This is a genomic window from Arsukibacterium perlucidum DSM 18276 (assembly GCF_000382165.1).
GTDB lineage: Bacteria > Pseudomonadota > Gammaproteobacteria > Enterobacterales > Alteromonadaceae > Alishewanella > Alishewanella perlucidum.
In genome coordinates this window covers 143,324-158,644 of the sequence record NZ_KB907706.1, presented here as the reverse complement: position 1 = coordinate 158,644, position 15,321 = coordinate 143,324, and the positions used below count along the sequence as shown (strand labels likewise).

The window sequence follows — 15,321 nt, the reverse complement described above, 5'->3', positions numbered from 1 at the left end:
CATAACGAGCCTGTAGAAAAACCTGTTTACAACACAGCATTTCTACCCAGGCTATTCTGTTTATTATTTGTTACGAACTTTGCATGCTTTTGGTGGGAATATCAAGACAAGATTGAGTTGATGCTAGTTATGTAAAACTAGTGAGTTATCAGGCCGCTCTGCGTGATATCAGTACCGCTATTCCGCTAGCTTACCGTATCGGTTTACCTTCTCCAGATTATGCACCATACAATACAATTGCCACTGGCCTTGCACCTTGGTTTTGCCGCGCAAGCTAAACCGGTTCAGCCGTTTGTTGGTGCCAATATTGCCAAACACCGGCTCCACTACCGACATTCGATGGCTGTATATTTGTTTACCGGCATCGCTGTCTACTCGCTGTTTCATCCAATCGGTGTAATTAGGTGGCGCATTGGCTTTCATTAAAAACGAGACCTGTCGGCCATTGCCCTTTCGATGGCTAGCTGACTCGGGGTTTATCATGCATTGTTCTTTTAAATCACAATTTCGACACTGCAATAGTCTGCCATTAAATTGAGCTCTTTGTAGTCCATCTGATTCAAGCCTGAAACCTCTAAAGGGTAGCGACTCCCCTGCAGGGCAAACACAGGTCATCGATATTGGGTCAAACGTAAAAGCACTGGAGGGGATAATGGCTTTCTGCCCCTTAGCTGTCGGAATATGCCGTTTTCCGTACTTTTTCTGTTGCTCGCTAAACTTCGGGTCACGTTTTCTAAACTGGTTATCCGGGATGAAGCCATTAATGTTTTGCAGGTATAGATAACTGTTGTTGGCTTCATTGGCAAAGCCGGTGTCGGCCGTGACTATGGTGTTATTGGCAAAGATGTTGTCGCTAATCCCTATGCTTTTATAGCGCTGCTTTATCTTTTCCAGTACCGGCACTAAAGTGTGATGTTCCTGCCCTTCGCCAAAGGCTTGGGCGTCCACAATGATTTGATGTTTTTTATCCACCGCCGCCACGCCGTTATAGCCCTGAATGGTGCCTTTGCTGGTGGTCATTTTGGCTGACTGATTATCGGTGATGTTACTTTTCACTTCCTTGCTGCGTTTGCCCTGGCCCATCCGTGGACTGGCGGTCTTTAGAAAGTCGGTGATTTTGTCATGCGCTTTATTTAGCGTGTCGATACTTTGTTGATGCCTCGCTTTGCGAACTTCATCAGCATTGGCTTGCTCATCCAGCTTTTTATGTTGTTCCAGATGGTAACGAATTTGCCGCTTTAATTTATCCCGCTTTGCACTTAGTTCTTTAAAGGTGCCAGACCATTCCTTGGCAGCGTTAGACGGCATTTTGCAACCGTCTATGGCAAACAACTCATTACCCAACAATCCTTGTTGATGGCACACCAACAGCACCTGTTCAAACAACTGCGCAATTTGCACCGACGAGCTACTGACAAAAGCCGCTATCGTCGTAAAGTGCGGTACCGTATCGCACGACAGCGCTTTGAAGATGATATTGGTTTCACAGCACCACTGTATTTCCCGGCTGGAGGTAATGCCTTTTGAGTAGGCAAACAAAATGACTTTTAATAGCACCGCAGGATCATACGCCGGGCGCCCGTTGTTTTCATTTTGGTATTTACAGTGAAATATCGACAAGTCCAGCTTGTTATCAATCAGGTAGTGGATGGCGTATTCAAAGGTGCCAGGCTGCAGTTGGTCGAGATAATTAATCACCACCATGGCGCTTTGGTTGTAGTCATAAGGGATGTATTTAGGCATGAGGCGTTGTCCACTTTTTAATCAGACAATGCTATTTGATCACAAACTCGATCGCGTGAAAAGAGGTTTTTCTACAGCCTCAACGCACGCCTAAACGGCGAGCAACTTGTTGCGAGTCCAGCGGCCGCAGGCCGCGTTGTTTAAGGCGCTTGTTAGTATTTTACCCTGCACTGGTAAATGCAGAACGATACTTAACAAAGCCACGCTTGACCGCCCCTTTATAACCCTGCTTTTCAAAAAATGCGTGCGAATCTAAACGCTGCGAAGAGCTAAGAAGCATGATCTTAGAGCAGTTTGTACTAACACAAAAAATTTCTATTGCCTGAAATAAAGCAGTACCAACACCCAACCCGCGAGCAGCAACATCAACAATAACGTTTTCTACTACAGCAAACGGCTGTTTACGAAACATAACATCAGGACACAGTGATACTAATGCGCTACCGACAACAATACCTTGGTAGTCGCAGACAAATAACTTTGAACGCGCATCGTCATAAAGTGCCTGTATTTGTTCTGGCTCTACATTTACCGCAGGATTATTAACCAATTGGTTATACAGTTCAGACAATCTTAAAGCATCTTCAGGCTTTGCATCACGAACTCTCAAACGAACACCTACCATCCTGAAATGCTAACGCCGCAATAAGCGGTGGTTTTTAAGTTGCACTTTTGCCATAAAATGGAGCGTAGCGGAATGGCAAAAGTGCAACTTAAAGGCCATCCGCTTGATTGCTTTGTTAGCTTGCTACTTTTGAGTGGTGAAAGTATAAATATGCCAAACCAATTGGGGCTATAAATATTGAAAAGCCCCAGCACAAGACCATAGTCATTATTTTTACGAACAACATGAGAAAAGTATTAACAAAAAAGGTATTTTCACCAAGAATAAAATTTACGATGCTTTCATAAACGAACCGTGAATAAGGATAAAGTACTGCGCTAATTATGCACATTAGCAATAGGCTAACTGATATTCCAGATGGGCCTCTTGCTGCCATAAACCCAACAAATGCACTTATTGCCACGCCAAAAATGAACTGACGCATGAAATATTGAAGAGATAAGCCACCAAATGTTTTTTCTAGTACGGGATGCATTTAAAGCTCCTTTTAGGTTAGTTGAGACGATTTTCTATTTCTGTGGATAAGCTAACGCTTTGCTAATTGGCTGCCGCAGCGCAGCGTAGGCAGTCCAGTGGAGGCCACGTTTTTTTGTGGCTGGAACGAAATTAAGCAATTTGTTAAATTGCATTTGGTTTTAACCCGATATCAGAACACACTTCAGGTAAAATCTGTTCTGTGAGACCTGCAGGAAGGCGCTCTAATTTGGGAAATGCCAATTGCCGTTGCAAAGTTTCTTCACCAGTGGTGATTTTTTCAATCCAAGGCTTAAAAAATGAAACTCTTGAATAAACTTCCACTACACCGTACTTCCCGATATCCCCGCCTTCAACTCTGGAGCTAATGCCGAGTAAGTGGCTCGTACCGTCAATAGTCAGATAGGCTGGGCCGCCACTATCGCCCCCACCAGAAACACCTTCGTGTGGTAAAGCTGCATCATCTCTGTCAAATTTGAATTTTAATAGCGGCCCTTCTGCTTGTTCGATTCGATTCTCGGCTTTTCGTAAAACTCCGCCATTTTCATAATTATCAACCGTTTGTCCGGTTAGCCCATTTCCAGTGCCGCCAACACCGATAAACCATATTATCTTGCCAACTTCATCTGTTTTTTCATACAAACTCGCTGGTTCTACATCCTTTATTGGGTTTACTAATTTCATTAACGCAATGTCGTGACTTTTACCTGGCTGATAATCTTTATGAACAAAGACACTTTCCACCTTGTGGTAGCCATTATTTAGGCCGATGTAGCTACCAGAATTAATACAGAACGTTGCGTGAGCAGCAGTCACAATCCAATCAGGCTTAATTAATGTGCCATGAGCCCCATCAACATAAAGTGTTGCCAAAGGTGCAAAATCTGTAGTGTCCGCAAGATATTTTTTGTCATCCACATCATGACGAACAACAATTGCTGAAGCTGCTAAGCTTAAAATTATTAATGAAAAGAACAGAAATATACGCATGACTTCCCTATGCAATTTAACGCCCGCCACAAACGCGAGCAACTTGTTGCGAGTCGAGCGCCCAAAGGGCGCGTTTTTGATGGCGCTTGTTATGTGATTTCATGGGTGCCCTACCTCGTGCATTAACCAATAGGCATCAACTTCGCTTAATGTACCAGCCTTGTTTACTAGGAAGCCGATACAGTCTGTGGCACCAAACCAACGAAGAATATACCAACGAGTTAGTTGAACAACCAAAAGTGCTTGCCCATCAAACTCTTGCCCCCAAATCGCAGGGTGGTATTTTTTGCCACTAATGGTGACAGGATCTTCATTGACCCATCCTAAATTAACGATCTCATCGTAATTTATACCTTTATAACGTTCTCTCATTTCTTTGAGATGGCGCTCGATCTCCGAGTTCATATATTCACATAACGCCAAAATAAGCCGCCACAAAAAGTGGCGCGTTTTTTTGCGACAGCAAAAAACGTGACGCTTTTTGTGGTCGGCTTGATTTTTTTGTTAGGTGGTTTTACACCACCGAATTAACAACTTTGCCACGATGGTTATGACCGCGACAAAACCAAACTAAAAGTTGAAACTGCCACGAAAAATAAAGACAGAAACAACATTGAAACCGCAAAAACAAAAGCCAAAAATTTACCGCACTAAAATAGCAAAACTTGCACGACAAAGGCATTGCAACTGCAAAAGCCAGAAAAACTGACACGACAAAAATAATTGCAGCAAAACTAAATATTGCAACCGCAATAAAGTTTCAATTTAATCACGTTAATACATGACGAACCTAACGCCCAAATTTAGCGCGGAAAGCCGCGCAGCGGGTTGACGTCGCAGCCAGCGCTGTTTGCTGGCGATAATATTTGCTTGTTATATTGGGCCATTGCCAACCCTTGATTGATTTTATGCTGCATGTAAATTACATGAAAAATTGACGTAATCAATGGTTTTAACCATAGCTTGTCACCTTTACTTGAACCCGTTATCAAATTAATACGGTTACGCACGACAATTATCCAAGTTACGTCGAATACACTTGAGACAATGTGAATACCGATTGTTCCTATTAAAATGGTTGGGTCATGAAGGTTGGCTAAACCATAAATCAAACTACCCAAGTGGATAGCGAATAATAAAATTGTTATTCCAATGAATAAGTTAGATATTTTGTATTCAGTTTTGTGATTAATTAGGCTTGAGAAATGATAAAGCTTATAAATTAGGTAAGCTCCAATAGTCAGTATGCAAAGCACTAATGTCTTTAACGCTGACTCAGCTTCAAATATTTCCACAAATCCTTTTTGCATTTACTCTCCGAAAGTGAAAGCACATCAATACTACAGCCCAATATAACGCTCAAAGCAGCTGCGCGGTACGCGTCGGCTGGCTTTGCTTGTTAGCAGCCTACACCGAACTATCGCGGCTTGCCGCACTGGCAAACCTGAACAACGGCACGCTGCTATTAATTAAAAACACCACCAGTTAACTGCGACACAGCGAGCCAACCGGAACCTATAAAACTGTTAAGCGAAGCCACGAAGAACAACGCTACCTTACCTACCGTTTGCTGCAAACCCACAAACTGGCGAGCTTTGACTATTTGCCAGTGCCGCTTGGTAAGCAAAACACGAGCAATGCCCGAACAAAACTACTGACTAAAACCCTTAAAACCCCGAATGCCTGCTAACGCCCGCCACACACGCGAGCAACTTGTTGCGAGTCGAGCGCCAAAGGCGCGTTGTGCTGGCGATTGTTATGCCTGACTCGGACCATCTTGATATTTAGATTTTTCAATGATTAAAGGGACTTGTGATGCGAACCACTCTTTTTCTTTGGCTCCAAATGTCGTTTTATGTCCATTTAACCTGTAGTGATAAACAATAGAACCTTGGTTTTCTTTTATCGTGAGCTGATGTTTTCCGATATTATCTGAAACAATTAACTCGATTTGAGCATTTTCGGGTAAAAATAATAGTTCTGTTTCTTCTGCGTTAAAACGAATTTCTTCTTTTACAACGCGAGATGGGGTCGTGATATGTAAATAGAAGTTTTCTTCATCTACAGTATGGCGATGTCCTGGCCAAGTAATACATGCAGAAAGAACAAGGCTTAGGCAAGCTAAAATAACTAGTCGAAATTTAAGAAATGCTAACATTTACTTTTCCTGTTTCACTGTTGTTCCTGAGACTATCTGTAATGTTTCAGCCGGCATAACGCAAAGCTTTGGGGCGGCTGAAGCGAAGCGTAAGCCGTCCCAGCCACGGCAGTGGCGACAATAGCGCTTTGTTATGTGATTGTTGAATCAATTTAACTTTTTCCCTTGATGATATTTATCATCCGATACATAGAGTACAAATACATGCTTGGGAAAAATGCACCGAAAAAGAGAATTAGGCTACTAAAGCTTAAAAACTCAGTATATGAAACATCAGTAGTCAGACCTTTTGACAACATTGAATTATACAGATTCCACAATCCAGCTATTAAAAGGCCACAATGCACAACTATGTAAAACATTAAACGAACCCTGGTCTTGGCCACTGATTCAGCCCACTTTACGGGATCACTAAATAAACTCACGAGCTATCCTTTTCTTAATCACATAACGCTTATTCGGCGGAAAAATCCGTATTTAAACACGGACTTTTCCGCTTTTGTAAATTTAATGTATAGAACATTACATCGTTTCTTTAAAACTTACAATAACTTATAGGTACAACTGGTAATTATTTAAGCTACAAATACGGGTTAGTCCGTCTAACAGGCACTGACGGCGTCTAGATGTGAACTGGATATAATCACAGATCTTATAATCACGTTAGAGGATATGAATGACCGCTTTTGGCACCAAGCAGTCTATCAAAAAACCCACCTCATATTTACCACAAGCAATCCCGCATAAAAAACCCCAGCACTCAGGCTGGGGTTTGTATAGTGCGTACTATTGTTAAACGCTTACCGATACGCTTCCGGGCTTGGGCAGGCGCACATTAAGTTGCGGTCGCCGTATACATCGTCAATCCGGGTAACGGTTGGCCAGAACTTGTTCTCGGCGACATAAGCTACCGGGAAGGCGCCATAGGTGCGCTCGTAAGCTCTGTCCCAGGCGGGGTCGAGAATATCGGCCATAGTGTGTGGCGCGTACGCCAGTGGGTTGTTATCCACTGTCCACTCGCCTGCTTCTACTTTGGCAATCTCGCTACGGATACTGGTCATCGCTTCAATAAACTTATCCAGCTCGGCTTTGCTTTCTGATTCAGTAGGCTCAATCATCAGGGTGCCGGCTACCGGGAAGCTCATGGTTGGCGAGTGATAACCGTAATCCATTAAACGCTTGGCAATATCCATTTCGGTAATACCGCTGGCGTCTTTTAATGGCCGGATATCGATAATACATTCATGGGCAACCCGGCCGTTGGTGCCGCGGTACAGTACCGGGAATAACGGGTCGAGTTTTTTCGCCATATAGTTGGCCGTTAAAATAGCAAATTCAGTAGCCTGTTTTAAACCCTCACCACCCATCATCGCGATATACATCCAGCTGATGGGTAAAATACCGGCGCTGCCAAATGGAGCAGCCGCTACTGCACCGTTGCACTCGCCGGTGCCGTCAATTTTTACCACCGGGTGGTTAGGTAAAAATGGCGCTAAATGGCTTTTCACGCCGATAGGGCCCATGCCCGGGCCGCCGCCGCCGTGCGGAATACAGAAAGTTTTATGCAGGTTTAAGTGCGATACGTCTGAACCGATAAAGCCTGGCGAGGTTAAGCCAACCTGAGCATTCATATTGGCGCCGTCCATATACACCTGGCCACCGTATGAGTGAACGATGTCGCACAGCTCCTGAATACTTTCTTCAAACACACCGTGAGTAGACGGATAGGTAACCATAATGGCCGCTAAGCGATCGCCCACTTCTGCTGCCTTGGCTTTTAAATCGGCCATATCGATATTGCCCGACTTGTCGCAGTCAACCAGTACCACATCGTAGCTGGCCATAGCGGCTGTGGCCGGGTTAGTACCGTGCGCCGATACCGGAATTAAACAGATATTACGATGACCTTCGCCACGGCTTTCGTGATACCTACGAATGGCTACCATACCAGCGTACTCACCCTGGGCACCTGAGTTAGGCTGCATTGAGATATTGTCGTAACCGGTAATATTGACCAGCCAGTCGCCCAGCTCAGTGATCATTTCATAATAGCCTTCGGCCTGATCGCGCGGCACGAACGGATGCAGTGAGCCAAATTCCGGCCAGGTGATCGGTATCATCTCGGCGGTGGCGTTCAGCTTCATGGTGCACGAGCCCAGGGAAATCATCGAGTGGTTCAGGGCTAAATCTTTGTTTTCCAGTTTTTTGATATAGCGCAGCATCTCAGTTTCGCTGTGATACTGGTTAAATACCGGATGGCTTAACACTGTTGTGGTACGTGCCAGCTCAGCTGGAATAGATGCTGAGCCATTAGCGACGATTTCGCTATCCAGCTTATCAACATTCAAGCCATGATCAGCACCCAGTACGATATCAAACAGCTCAGCAACATCGGCAGCCTGCGTCGCTTCGCTGAAGCTGACGGCCAGGCTGTCGCTGACGTCAGTGCGCAGGTTAACGCCGGCGGCCAGTGCCCGCTTCACCACGGCAGCACGATCAGTTGCTTTGAAAGTAACGGTATCGAACCAGTGGCTGTTGACTAACTCAACGCCTTTGGCTTTGATGCCGGCAGCAAAAATATCGGCGCTGCGGTGAATGCGCTCAGCAATATCTTTTAAGCCCTGCGGGCCATGGTATACCGCATAGAAAGAGGCGATATTGGCCAGTAATACCTGGGCCGTACAAATATTCGAGTTAGCTTTTTCGCGGCGGATATGTTGCTCGCGGGTTTGCATTGCCATCCGCAGTGCCTGATTGCCACGGCGATCTTTTGATACACCAATAATACGGCCTGGCATAGAGCGTTTATAAGCATCACGGGTAGCAAAGAACGCCGCATGCGGGCCACCATAGGCCATCGGCACGCCAAAGCGCTGCATTGAGCCGAGCACCACGTCAGCACCCAGTTCACCCGGTGATTTTAACAGCATTAAGGCCATCGGATCAGTCGCTACTGCCACTACCGCTTTTTTCGCCTGCAGCGCAGCAATTAAGGCGCTGTCGTTACGGATATCGCCATTAGTGGTCGGGTACTGAATTAAAGCACCAAATACCTCGTGGCTGGCGGCTTCGCTGGCTTTACCGATAACGATATCAAAGCCAAACATCTCGGCGCGGGTTTTTACCACATCGATAGTTTGCGGGTGCACATCGTCGCTAATAAAGTACAGGTTGGCTTTGCTTTTACTGACCCGCTTGGCCAACGCCATAGCTTCAGCAGCTGCGGTGGCTTCGTCCAGTAATGAGGCACTGGCCAGCTCCATGCCGGTTAAATCTAATGATAACTGCTGGAAATTTAACAGTGCTTCTAAGCGGCCCTGAGCAATTTCCGGCTGATAAGGTGTGTAAGCCGTGTACCAGCCCGGGTTTTCCAGCACATTACGCAAAATAACATTCGGGGTTAATGTCGGGTGATAACCCATACCAATGTATGACTTATACATTTTGTTCTTCGCTGCCACTGCCTTTAAATGGGTTAAGGCATTTTGCTCAGTGCGGCTGTTACCGGTCGCCAGTGGCTTGGGTAAGCGGATACTGGCCGGAACGGTTTGGGCAATCAGCGTTTCCATGCTATCAACGCCAAGTTCGGCCAGCATAGCAGCAGTTTCTGCTTCATCCGGGCCAATGTGGCGTTGAATAAATTCGTCGTGGTTCGCAAGTTGCGACAGGGTTTTCACAGCGGTATGGGTCATGCTTTGAATGTCCTAGTAATAATACAGCGTGCAGCACAGCTGTTAGTAAGATAAAGCCCCGGTATATACGGGGCTTTATGCTGGAACGATCTGTTAATTAAGCTTCGTCGATGCTGCTTTTGTAACCGGCAGCGTCTAATAACGCGTCCAGTTCAGCTTCATCGCTGGCTTTAATTTTAAACATCCAGCCATCATTATACGGGCTGGCATTAACTTGCTCTGGCGAATCAGCCAGCGCGTCGTTAACCTCTACTACTTCGCCAGACAGTGGCGCGTAAATATCAGACGCGGCTTTTACCGACTCTGCCACGGCGCAGTCGTCGCCCTGAGTGACGCTGTCGCCCACTTCTGGCAGCTCAACAAATACCATATCACCCAGCAGTTCCTGGGCATGCTCGGTAATGCCTACGGTGAAAACGCCATCACCGTCGTTGCGGACCCATTCGTGGCTGGTCGCATATTTTAATTCTGTAGGGATAGAGCTCATTATAAATTCCTTCGCTGTTTTATACGTATGTTTTATGGTCTACGTTAGTTGTTATATCTGTTGTTCGCAGTACTGATTTTAGATGACTTTTTTACCCATGCGCACAAAAGCCGGTTTTACCACTTTAACGCTGACCAGCTTACCGCGAATATCCACTTCAGCCGTATCGCCAGTGTTAGCAGGTACCCGTGCCATGGCAATACTGTAACCTAAGGTTGGTGAGAAGGTACCCGAAGTAATCACACCCTCGCCGCCATCAACCACCACCCGCTGGCCGTGGCGTAGCACACCCTTTTGCTCCATTACCAGGCCAACCAGCTTGGCGGTACCTGCTGCCTTTTGTTCAGTTAACGCCGCACGACCAATAAAGTTGCGCTGTTCCGGGTTCCAGGCAATAGTCCAGCCCATATTGGCTGCCAGTGGCGATACGGTTTCATCCATATCCTGGCCATATAAATTCATGCCGGCTTCTAAACGCAGGGTATCACGGGCGCCTAAGCCTGCCGGCGCCACGCCTGCGTCCAGCAATTTTTGCCAGAAATCAGCGGCCTGTTCGTTTGGCATGGCAATTTCATAACCATCTTCGCCGGTGTAACCGGTGGTAGCAATAAATAAATCGCCGGCCTGCTTGCCAAAAAACGGCTTCATACCGTCAACCGCGGCTTGTTGCTCAGCAGTTAATAAGGTCGCCACTTTCGCTTTAGCATTCGGGCCCTGCACCGCTATCATTGCAAACTCCGGCCGTTCGGTCACGGTCACCTCAAAAGCCTTAGCTTCAGCGGTTATATGCGCCAGGTCTTTCTCACGGGTAGCCGAATTCACCACCAACCGGAAAAAATCATCCTGCATAAAGTAAACAATTAAATCGTCAATCACGCCGCCACTCTGGTTCAGCATGCCGGTGTAAAGTGCTTTGCCAGGTACGGTCAGTTTGGCCACATCGTTAGCCAGTAAATAGCGTAAAAACTCCCGGGTTTTGCTCCCGGTTAAGTCAACAATGGTCATATGAGAAACGTCAAACATACCGGCGTCGCGGCGAACGGCGTGGTGCTCTTCAATTTGTGAGCCGTAGTTAATTGGCATATCCCAGCCAAAAAAATCGACCATCTTGGCACCAGCAGCAAGGTGGCTGGCATGTAATGCGGTTTTTTGAGCCATTATTTTTTCCTACTTATTGTGAGGGCCACAAGCGGTAAAACCAACAATAGCAATAAGCCTTATTTTTCAGGCTATTACGTAAAAATGTCAAGCTTGAGACTAAAAAATACTGCTCGATTATACCGCATACACCCTGCAGCAAACAGCCCAATTTGGATTACTTTTTATAATGCGATAGCCGCTGTTACAAATAAAACTAAGGCAAAACCTCAGCTGCTGCTCCCTGGTTTTTTACAAGCGTTGGTAAGTCGCCTTTTAAGCCCAGGGCATAAGCCATCAGTTGCTGTTTCAGCAATGGCAGGCGATCTACAGCCACTAAACCGAGGCCACGCAACAGTTTTAGCAGGGCCGGTTTCGCAGTAAAACCACGCTTAAAGGCTTCCATCGCTATTATCATGCTTTGCGCTTCTGCTTTGCGCCAACGCTCGTATCGGCGCAGCATCGCGGTTGCGGCTATATCTTCGCCCGCTGCTTGCTGAACGCCAATTAACTGGGCCAGTGCAGTCACGTCCATCAGGCCTAAATTCATGCCCTGGCCGGCCAGCGGGTGAATACTGTGCGCCGCATCGGCTACCAGTACTACCCGGTCCCGTTGCCAGCTGCTGGCATAACGCATGGTTAAGCCAAAAGCCTGACGCTCACTGACAAGTTTTACCGGCCCTAAAACGGCCTGGCTGGCAGCACATAGCGCCTGATTAAACTCAGTATCATTCAGCGCCATTAAGCGCCTGGCTTCATCGGTTTCGGCGCTCCAGACAATAGAGCATAAATTGCTGTCGGGCAGCGGCAACAATGCTAACGGGCCGCTTGGCAGAAATACCTGGCGGGCAGTCAGCTGGTGTGGCCCGCTGCAGCGAATTTTTGCGACAATAGCCGTATGCTGATAATCCCAGTGGGTTAACGGTAGCTGCATCTGCTGGCGTACAAAAGAGTTAACGCCATCAGCGCCAACCAGCAACTGGCTTAATATCAGCTCACTGTTATCCAGTTGCAGCATAACTTCGCGCTCGCCCTGCTTCAGCTGGCTAATTGCCACATCAAAGTAGCACTGGACGTTGCTGTGCTGCTGTAACTGACTAAAAAGCAGCTGGCGAATTTGCTCGTTATCACAAATATAGCCGAGCGCATCGAGCTGCTGCTCTTCGGCCGAAAAACCTATTTTGGCAAAACTGTCGGCCTCCCATACCTGCATATCGGTATAGGCCGCGGCAGCTTTCAGCAGTTGCGGCCAGATCCCCAGCTGCTGAAATAAGCTGCGTGAGGCCATATTAAGGGCGCTGACCCGCTGGTAAGCCGGAGCAGTTGCCGTTTGCGCGGGCGCCGGGCCTTTTTCCACCAGCACCACCCGCAGCTGCTGCCGGGCCAGTAACAAAGCCAGGGTCAGGCCGGCGCTACCGCCGCCGACTATAATTACATCAGTATTTTGCATAGGGTTGTCCCTGGCCCATCGCCTGCATGGCAAGCGGCCGTTTTAATGGATCGCACAGCAGCATGGCGGCCAACCCAGCGTTACGGGCCAGTGCCACCAGCCGCGAATTATTGGAAAAACCGCGCACCAGCGCATCGGTAAACCAAATCACCCGTTTAATGTCCTGCGCGCGCAGTTGCTGATAGGTGCGCAGCACCGGGTAACTGCCGGGATCGTTTGCGTCATTAAGCGCCAGCAGCAAGGCCTGAATATCTCGAATGGCCAGGTTAAACCCCTGGCCGGCTATCGGGTGTAAATTATGTAAGCTGTTACCCAATAAGGCGCTGCGGTGGCGCACTATTTCATTGGGCCGGCGCAGTGTCAGCGGATACTGCGCCCGGACACCTGCACTGGTAAATACTCCGGCCCGGTAACCAAAAGCCTGCTGAATAGCGGCAGTAAATTCTGGCCCGTCCAGAGCTAACAAGCCCGCAGCATCATCGCGTGCTACCGTCCACACCAGCGAATATCGCTGGCCGCTCAGAGGCAGTAAGGCAATAGGGCCATGTTCGGTAAAACGTTCAAACGCGGTATTGTTATGATCCTGCGCCAGCGCCAGATTGGCAATCACCGCACTTTGCTGATAATCATCACTGCTAACGCTGAACCCTGCTAACTGCCGGCTTTGCGACAAACCACCTTCGGCAATCACTAGTAAATTAGCACTCAGTTCAGCGCCACTGTTCAGCTGAATATGTTGCTGATCTATAGCTGGGGTTATTGCCGTTATAAAATCGGGCTGGAAATAACTCAGGTTAGGCTGCGCTGAGAGCTTAGTGTTAAGCAAACTTCCCAGATGCTCCACTTCTAATACCTGGCCCAGTGCCGCCTGCTGATACTCACTGGCGGTTAACTGCGTTTTACCGAAATGGCCGCGATCTGACACCCAAATTTGCTTAAGCGGGGAGGCTTTAGCACCGAGATCCTGCCATAGCCCCCAGCGCTGTAATAAACTGACACTGCCAGCGGCGAGCGCAATACTGCGACTGTCGAAACTGGCCGGTTGCGGGCTCTGAGCCTGCTCAGGGTTCTGTCTTTCACTACTCTGTTTATCACTGCTTTGTCTTTCGATCAGGGCTAAGCGCAGTTCTGGCCGGGCACTAAGCAGACACCAGGCCAACAAGCTGCCGGCCATGCCACCACCGGCAATAATGATGTCAAAATGCGCCTGACTTTGGTTAATTTGGGTCATTATTTACTGCCATTAGCTGCTCGATGGCGTCAATTTCTTTCGGGACAGCAGTAGTCAGGTTGGTATGGCCATCAGACGTTACCAGCAGATTATCTTCAATCCGGATGGCTAAATCCCACCAGCGCGGCTCGGTTGGGCTGCCCTGTGGAATGTACAAGCCGGGCTCAATGGTCAGCACCATGCCGGGCACAAAGGGCTGCTCGGCAGCTGCACTATCCGGGCCAGGAACTTTATATGCACCAACATCATGCACATCCAGCCCCAGCCAGTGGCCAATGCCGTGAATAAAATACTGTTTACAGGCTTTATCGCGGATAAGCTGCTCCAGCTCGCCCTGCAAAATGCCAAGGCCCAGTAAGCCCTCGGTAAGCACCTGCTCGGCCGCGGCGCTAACCTTAGCAAAGTTGCTACCGGGCTTTACTGCATTACAGGCCGCGTACTGGGCATCTAATACCAGCTGATACAGCTCAGCTTGCTCCGGGCTGAATTTGCCGGCTACCGGAAAAGTCCGGCTAATGTCTGCCGCATAACCTTGCAGCTCACAGCCGGCGTCAATCAGCACTAAATCGCCGGCTTTCAGCTCACTGCTGTTATCGGTGTAATGTAAAATACAACCGTTAGCACCACTGCCGACAATACTGTTGTACGCCGGGTGGCGGGCAGCGTTCAGGGCAAAGTGATGCAGAATTTCCGCTTCCAACTGATACTCAAATCGCCCGGGCTGGCAATACTGCATAGCTCGGATATGCGCCTGGGCGCTAATTTGACCGGCCCGGCGCATGATTGCAATTTCACTCTGATCTTTTATCAGCCGCTGCGCTGCGCTGATGGGTGCCAGATCAACCAGTTGGGTTGGCGCGATATCACCGCGTTTTTCCCGTTGCTTCAGCAATTGCATTTGCCCGGTGATCTGCTGCAGCAGCGCGCTATTTTCAGTTAAATGCAGGTAAACCGCTGCGCTGCCGTTGATAGCTTGCTGCAAGAGTGGGCTCTGCTCGCTAAGTGAAAATGCCTGAAGTTGCAGGGTATCAGCAGCGGCAAGCGGGCCCAGCCGGCGGCCATGCCATACTTCCTGCGCCGGGTCTTTGTCACGGCATAACAATTGAGCCGCTGGTAAATCAGCACGGTTAGTTAAGATCAACAGCGCATCAGGTTCGTTAAAACCGGTAAAATACCAAAAGTCACTATGCTGACGAAACGGATATTCGGTATCACGGCTGCGGTTTTGTTCAGTGGCAGCACAGATAATGGCGACTGAGCCCGGCTGCAAAGCCGCGATTAACTGCTGTCGGCGCTTTACGAAAACACTGTTTTCCATTGCAATCCTTCGGGGT

13 protein-coding genes are annotated in these 15,321 nt (G+C 48.0%); all 13 read right to left on the bottom strand.

The window, feature by feature from the left end; all coding sequences use genetic code 11:
- Positions 1-177: 177 nt before the first annotated feature.
- The 13 genes from H141_RS0106735 to pepP all read right to left on the bottom strand — a co-directional run bounded on the left by H141_RS0106735 (position 178) and on the right by pepP (position 15,305).
- Complete coding sequence (locus H141_RS0106735; protein ID WP_019675487.1) at positions 178-1,743, bottom strand: transposase; 1,566 nt, start codon at positions 1,741-1,743, stop codon at positions 178-180.
- A 160-nt stretch (positions 1,744-1,903) separates the two neighbouring features.
- Positions 1,904-2,353 carry a GNAT family N-acetyltransferase gene (locus H141_RS0106730; RefSeq protein WP_205620348.1) on the bottom strand — a complete coding sequence of 150 codons (450 nt, stop codon included), beginning with the start codon at positions 2,351-2,353 and terminating at the stop codon, positions 1,904-1,906.
- 130 nt (positions 2,354-2,483) lie between these two features.
- The gene (locus H141_RS0106725) at positions 2,484-2,843 is read right to left on the bottom strand and encodes a hypothetical protein (protein WP_019675485.1); all 360 of its coding nucleotides are present in this window, start codon (positions 2,841-2,843) and stop codon (positions 2,484-2,486) included.
- A 143-nt stretch (positions 2,844-2,986) separates the two neighbouring features.
- Positions 2,987-3,832, bottom strand: a complete 846-nt coding sequence (locus H141_RS0106720; RefSeq protein WP_019675484.1) for a trypsin-like serine protease — start codon at positions 3,830-3,832, stop codon at positions 2,987-2,989.
- 99 nt (positions 3,833-3,931) lie between these two features.
- A complete protein-coding gene (locus H141_RS19925; protein ID WP_019675483.1) occupies positions 3,932-4,237 on the bottom strand; it encodes a hypothetical protein in 306 nt (101 codons plus the stop codon).
- A gap of 398 nt (positions 4,238-4,635) precedes the next feature.
- The gene (locus H141_RS0106710) at positions 4,636-5,142 is read right to left on the bottom strand and encodes a hypothetical protein (protein ID WP_019675482.1); all 507 of its coding nucleotides are present in this window, start codon (positions 5,140-5,142) and stop codon (positions 4,636-4,638) included.
- A 446-nt stretch (positions 5,143-5,588) separates the two neighbouring features.
- Entirely contained in the window at positions 5,589-5,990 is a 402-nt protein-coding gene (locus tag H141_RS0106700; RefSeq protein ID WP_019675480.1) for a hypothetical protein, read from the bottom strand.
- 800 nt (positions 5,991-6,790) lie between these two features.
- A complete protein-coding gene (gene gcvP / locus H141_RS0106695) occupies positions 6,791-9,682 on the bottom strand; it encodes an aminomethyl-transferring glycine dehydrogenase (protein ID WP_019675479.1) in 2,892 nt (963 codons plus the stop codon).
- Positions 9,683-9,779: 97 nt separating this feature from the next.
- The gene (gene gcvH / locus H141_RS0106690) at positions 9,780-10,169 is read right to left on the bottom strand and encodes a glycine cleavage system protein GcvH (RefSeq protein ID WP_019675478.1); all 390 of its coding nucleotides are present in this window, start codon (positions 10,167-10,169) and stop codon (positions 9,780-9,782) included.
- Between the two features lie 78 nt (positions 10,170-10,247).
- Positions 10,248-11,327, bottom strand: coding sequence for a glycine cleavage system aminomethyltransferase GcvT (gcvT, locus tag H141_RS0106685; protein ID WP_019675477.1), 1,080 nt, complete (start codon positions 11,325-11,327; stop codon positions 10,248-10,250).
- A 196-nt stretch (positions 11,328-11,523) separates the two neighbouring features.
- The gene (locus H141_RS0106680; RefSeq protein WP_019675476.1) at positions 11,524-12,756 is read right to left on the bottom strand and encodes an FAD-dependent oxidoreductase; all 1,233 of its coding nucleotides are present in this window, start codon (positions 12,754-12,756) and stop codon (positions 11,524-11,526) included.
- Positions 12,743-13,987: a 2-octaprenyl-6-methoxyphenyl hydroxylase gene (gene ubiH / locus H141_RS0106675; protein ID WP_019675475.1), complete on the bottom strand. Its 1,245-nt coding sequence runs from the start codon at positions 13,985-13,987 to the stop codon at positions 12,743-12,745. Before ubiH ends, H141_RS0106680 begins: the two co-directional genes overlap by 14 nt.
- Positions 13,974-15,305: a Xaa-Pro aminopeptidase gene (gene pepP / locus H141_RS0106670; protein WP_019675474.1), complete on the bottom strand. Its 1,332-nt coding sequence runs from the start codon at positions 15,303-15,305 to the stop codon at positions 13,974-13,976. Before pepP ends, ubiH begins: the two co-directional genes overlap by 14 nt.
- Positions 15,306-15,321 lie beyond the last annotated feature (16 nt).

Bases quoted from the DNA above. Each gene is read 5' to 3' on its own strand.
- H141_RS0106735 (WP_019675487.1), bottom strand. From the start codon at position 1,743: ATGCCTAAATACATCCCTTATGACTACAACCAAAGCGCCATGGTGGTG.
- H141_RS0106725 (WP_019675485.1), bottom strand. From the start codon at position 2,843: ATGCATCCCGTACTAGAAAAAACATTTGGTGGCTTATCTCTTCAATAT.
- H141_RS0106720 (WP_019675484.1), bottom strand. From the start codon at position 3,832: ATGCGTATATTTCTGTTCTTTTCATTAATAATTTTAAGCTTAGCAGCT.
- H141_RS19925 (WP_019675483.1), bottom strand. From the start codon at position 4,237: ATGAACTCGGAGATCGAGCGCCATCTCAAAGAAATGAGAGAACGTTAT.
- H141_RS0106710 (WP_019675482.1), bottom strand. From the start codon at position 5,142: ATGCAAAAAGGATTTGTGGAAATATTTGAAGCTGAGTCAGCGTTAAAG.
- H141_RS0106700 (WP_019675480.1), bottom strand. From the start codon at position 5,990: ATGTTAGCATTTCTTAAATTTCGACTAGTTATTTTAGCTTGCCTAAGC.
- gcvP (WP_019675479.1), bottom strand. From the start codon at position 9,682: ATGACCCATACCGCTGTGAAAACCCTGTCGCAACTTGCGAACCACGAC.
- gcvH (WP_019675478.1), bottom strand. From the start codon at position 10,169: ATGAGCTCTATCCCTACAGAATTAAAATATGCGACCAGCCACGAATGG.
- gcvT (WP_019675477.1), bottom strand. From the start codon at position 11,327: ATGGCTCAAAAAACCGCATTACATGCCAGCCACCTTGCTGCTGGTGCC.
- H141_RS0106680 (WP_019675476.1), bottom strand. From the start codon at position 12,756: ATGCAAAATACTGATGTAATTATAGTCGGCGGCGGTAGCGCCGGCCTG.
- ubiH (WP_019675475.1), bottom strand. From the start codon at position 13,987: ATGACCCAAATTAACCAAAGTCAGGCGCATTTTGACATCATTATTGCC.
- pepP (WP_019675474.1), bottom strand. From the start codon at position 15,305: ATGGAAAACAGTGTTTTCGTAAAGCGCCGACAGCAGTTAATCGCGGCT.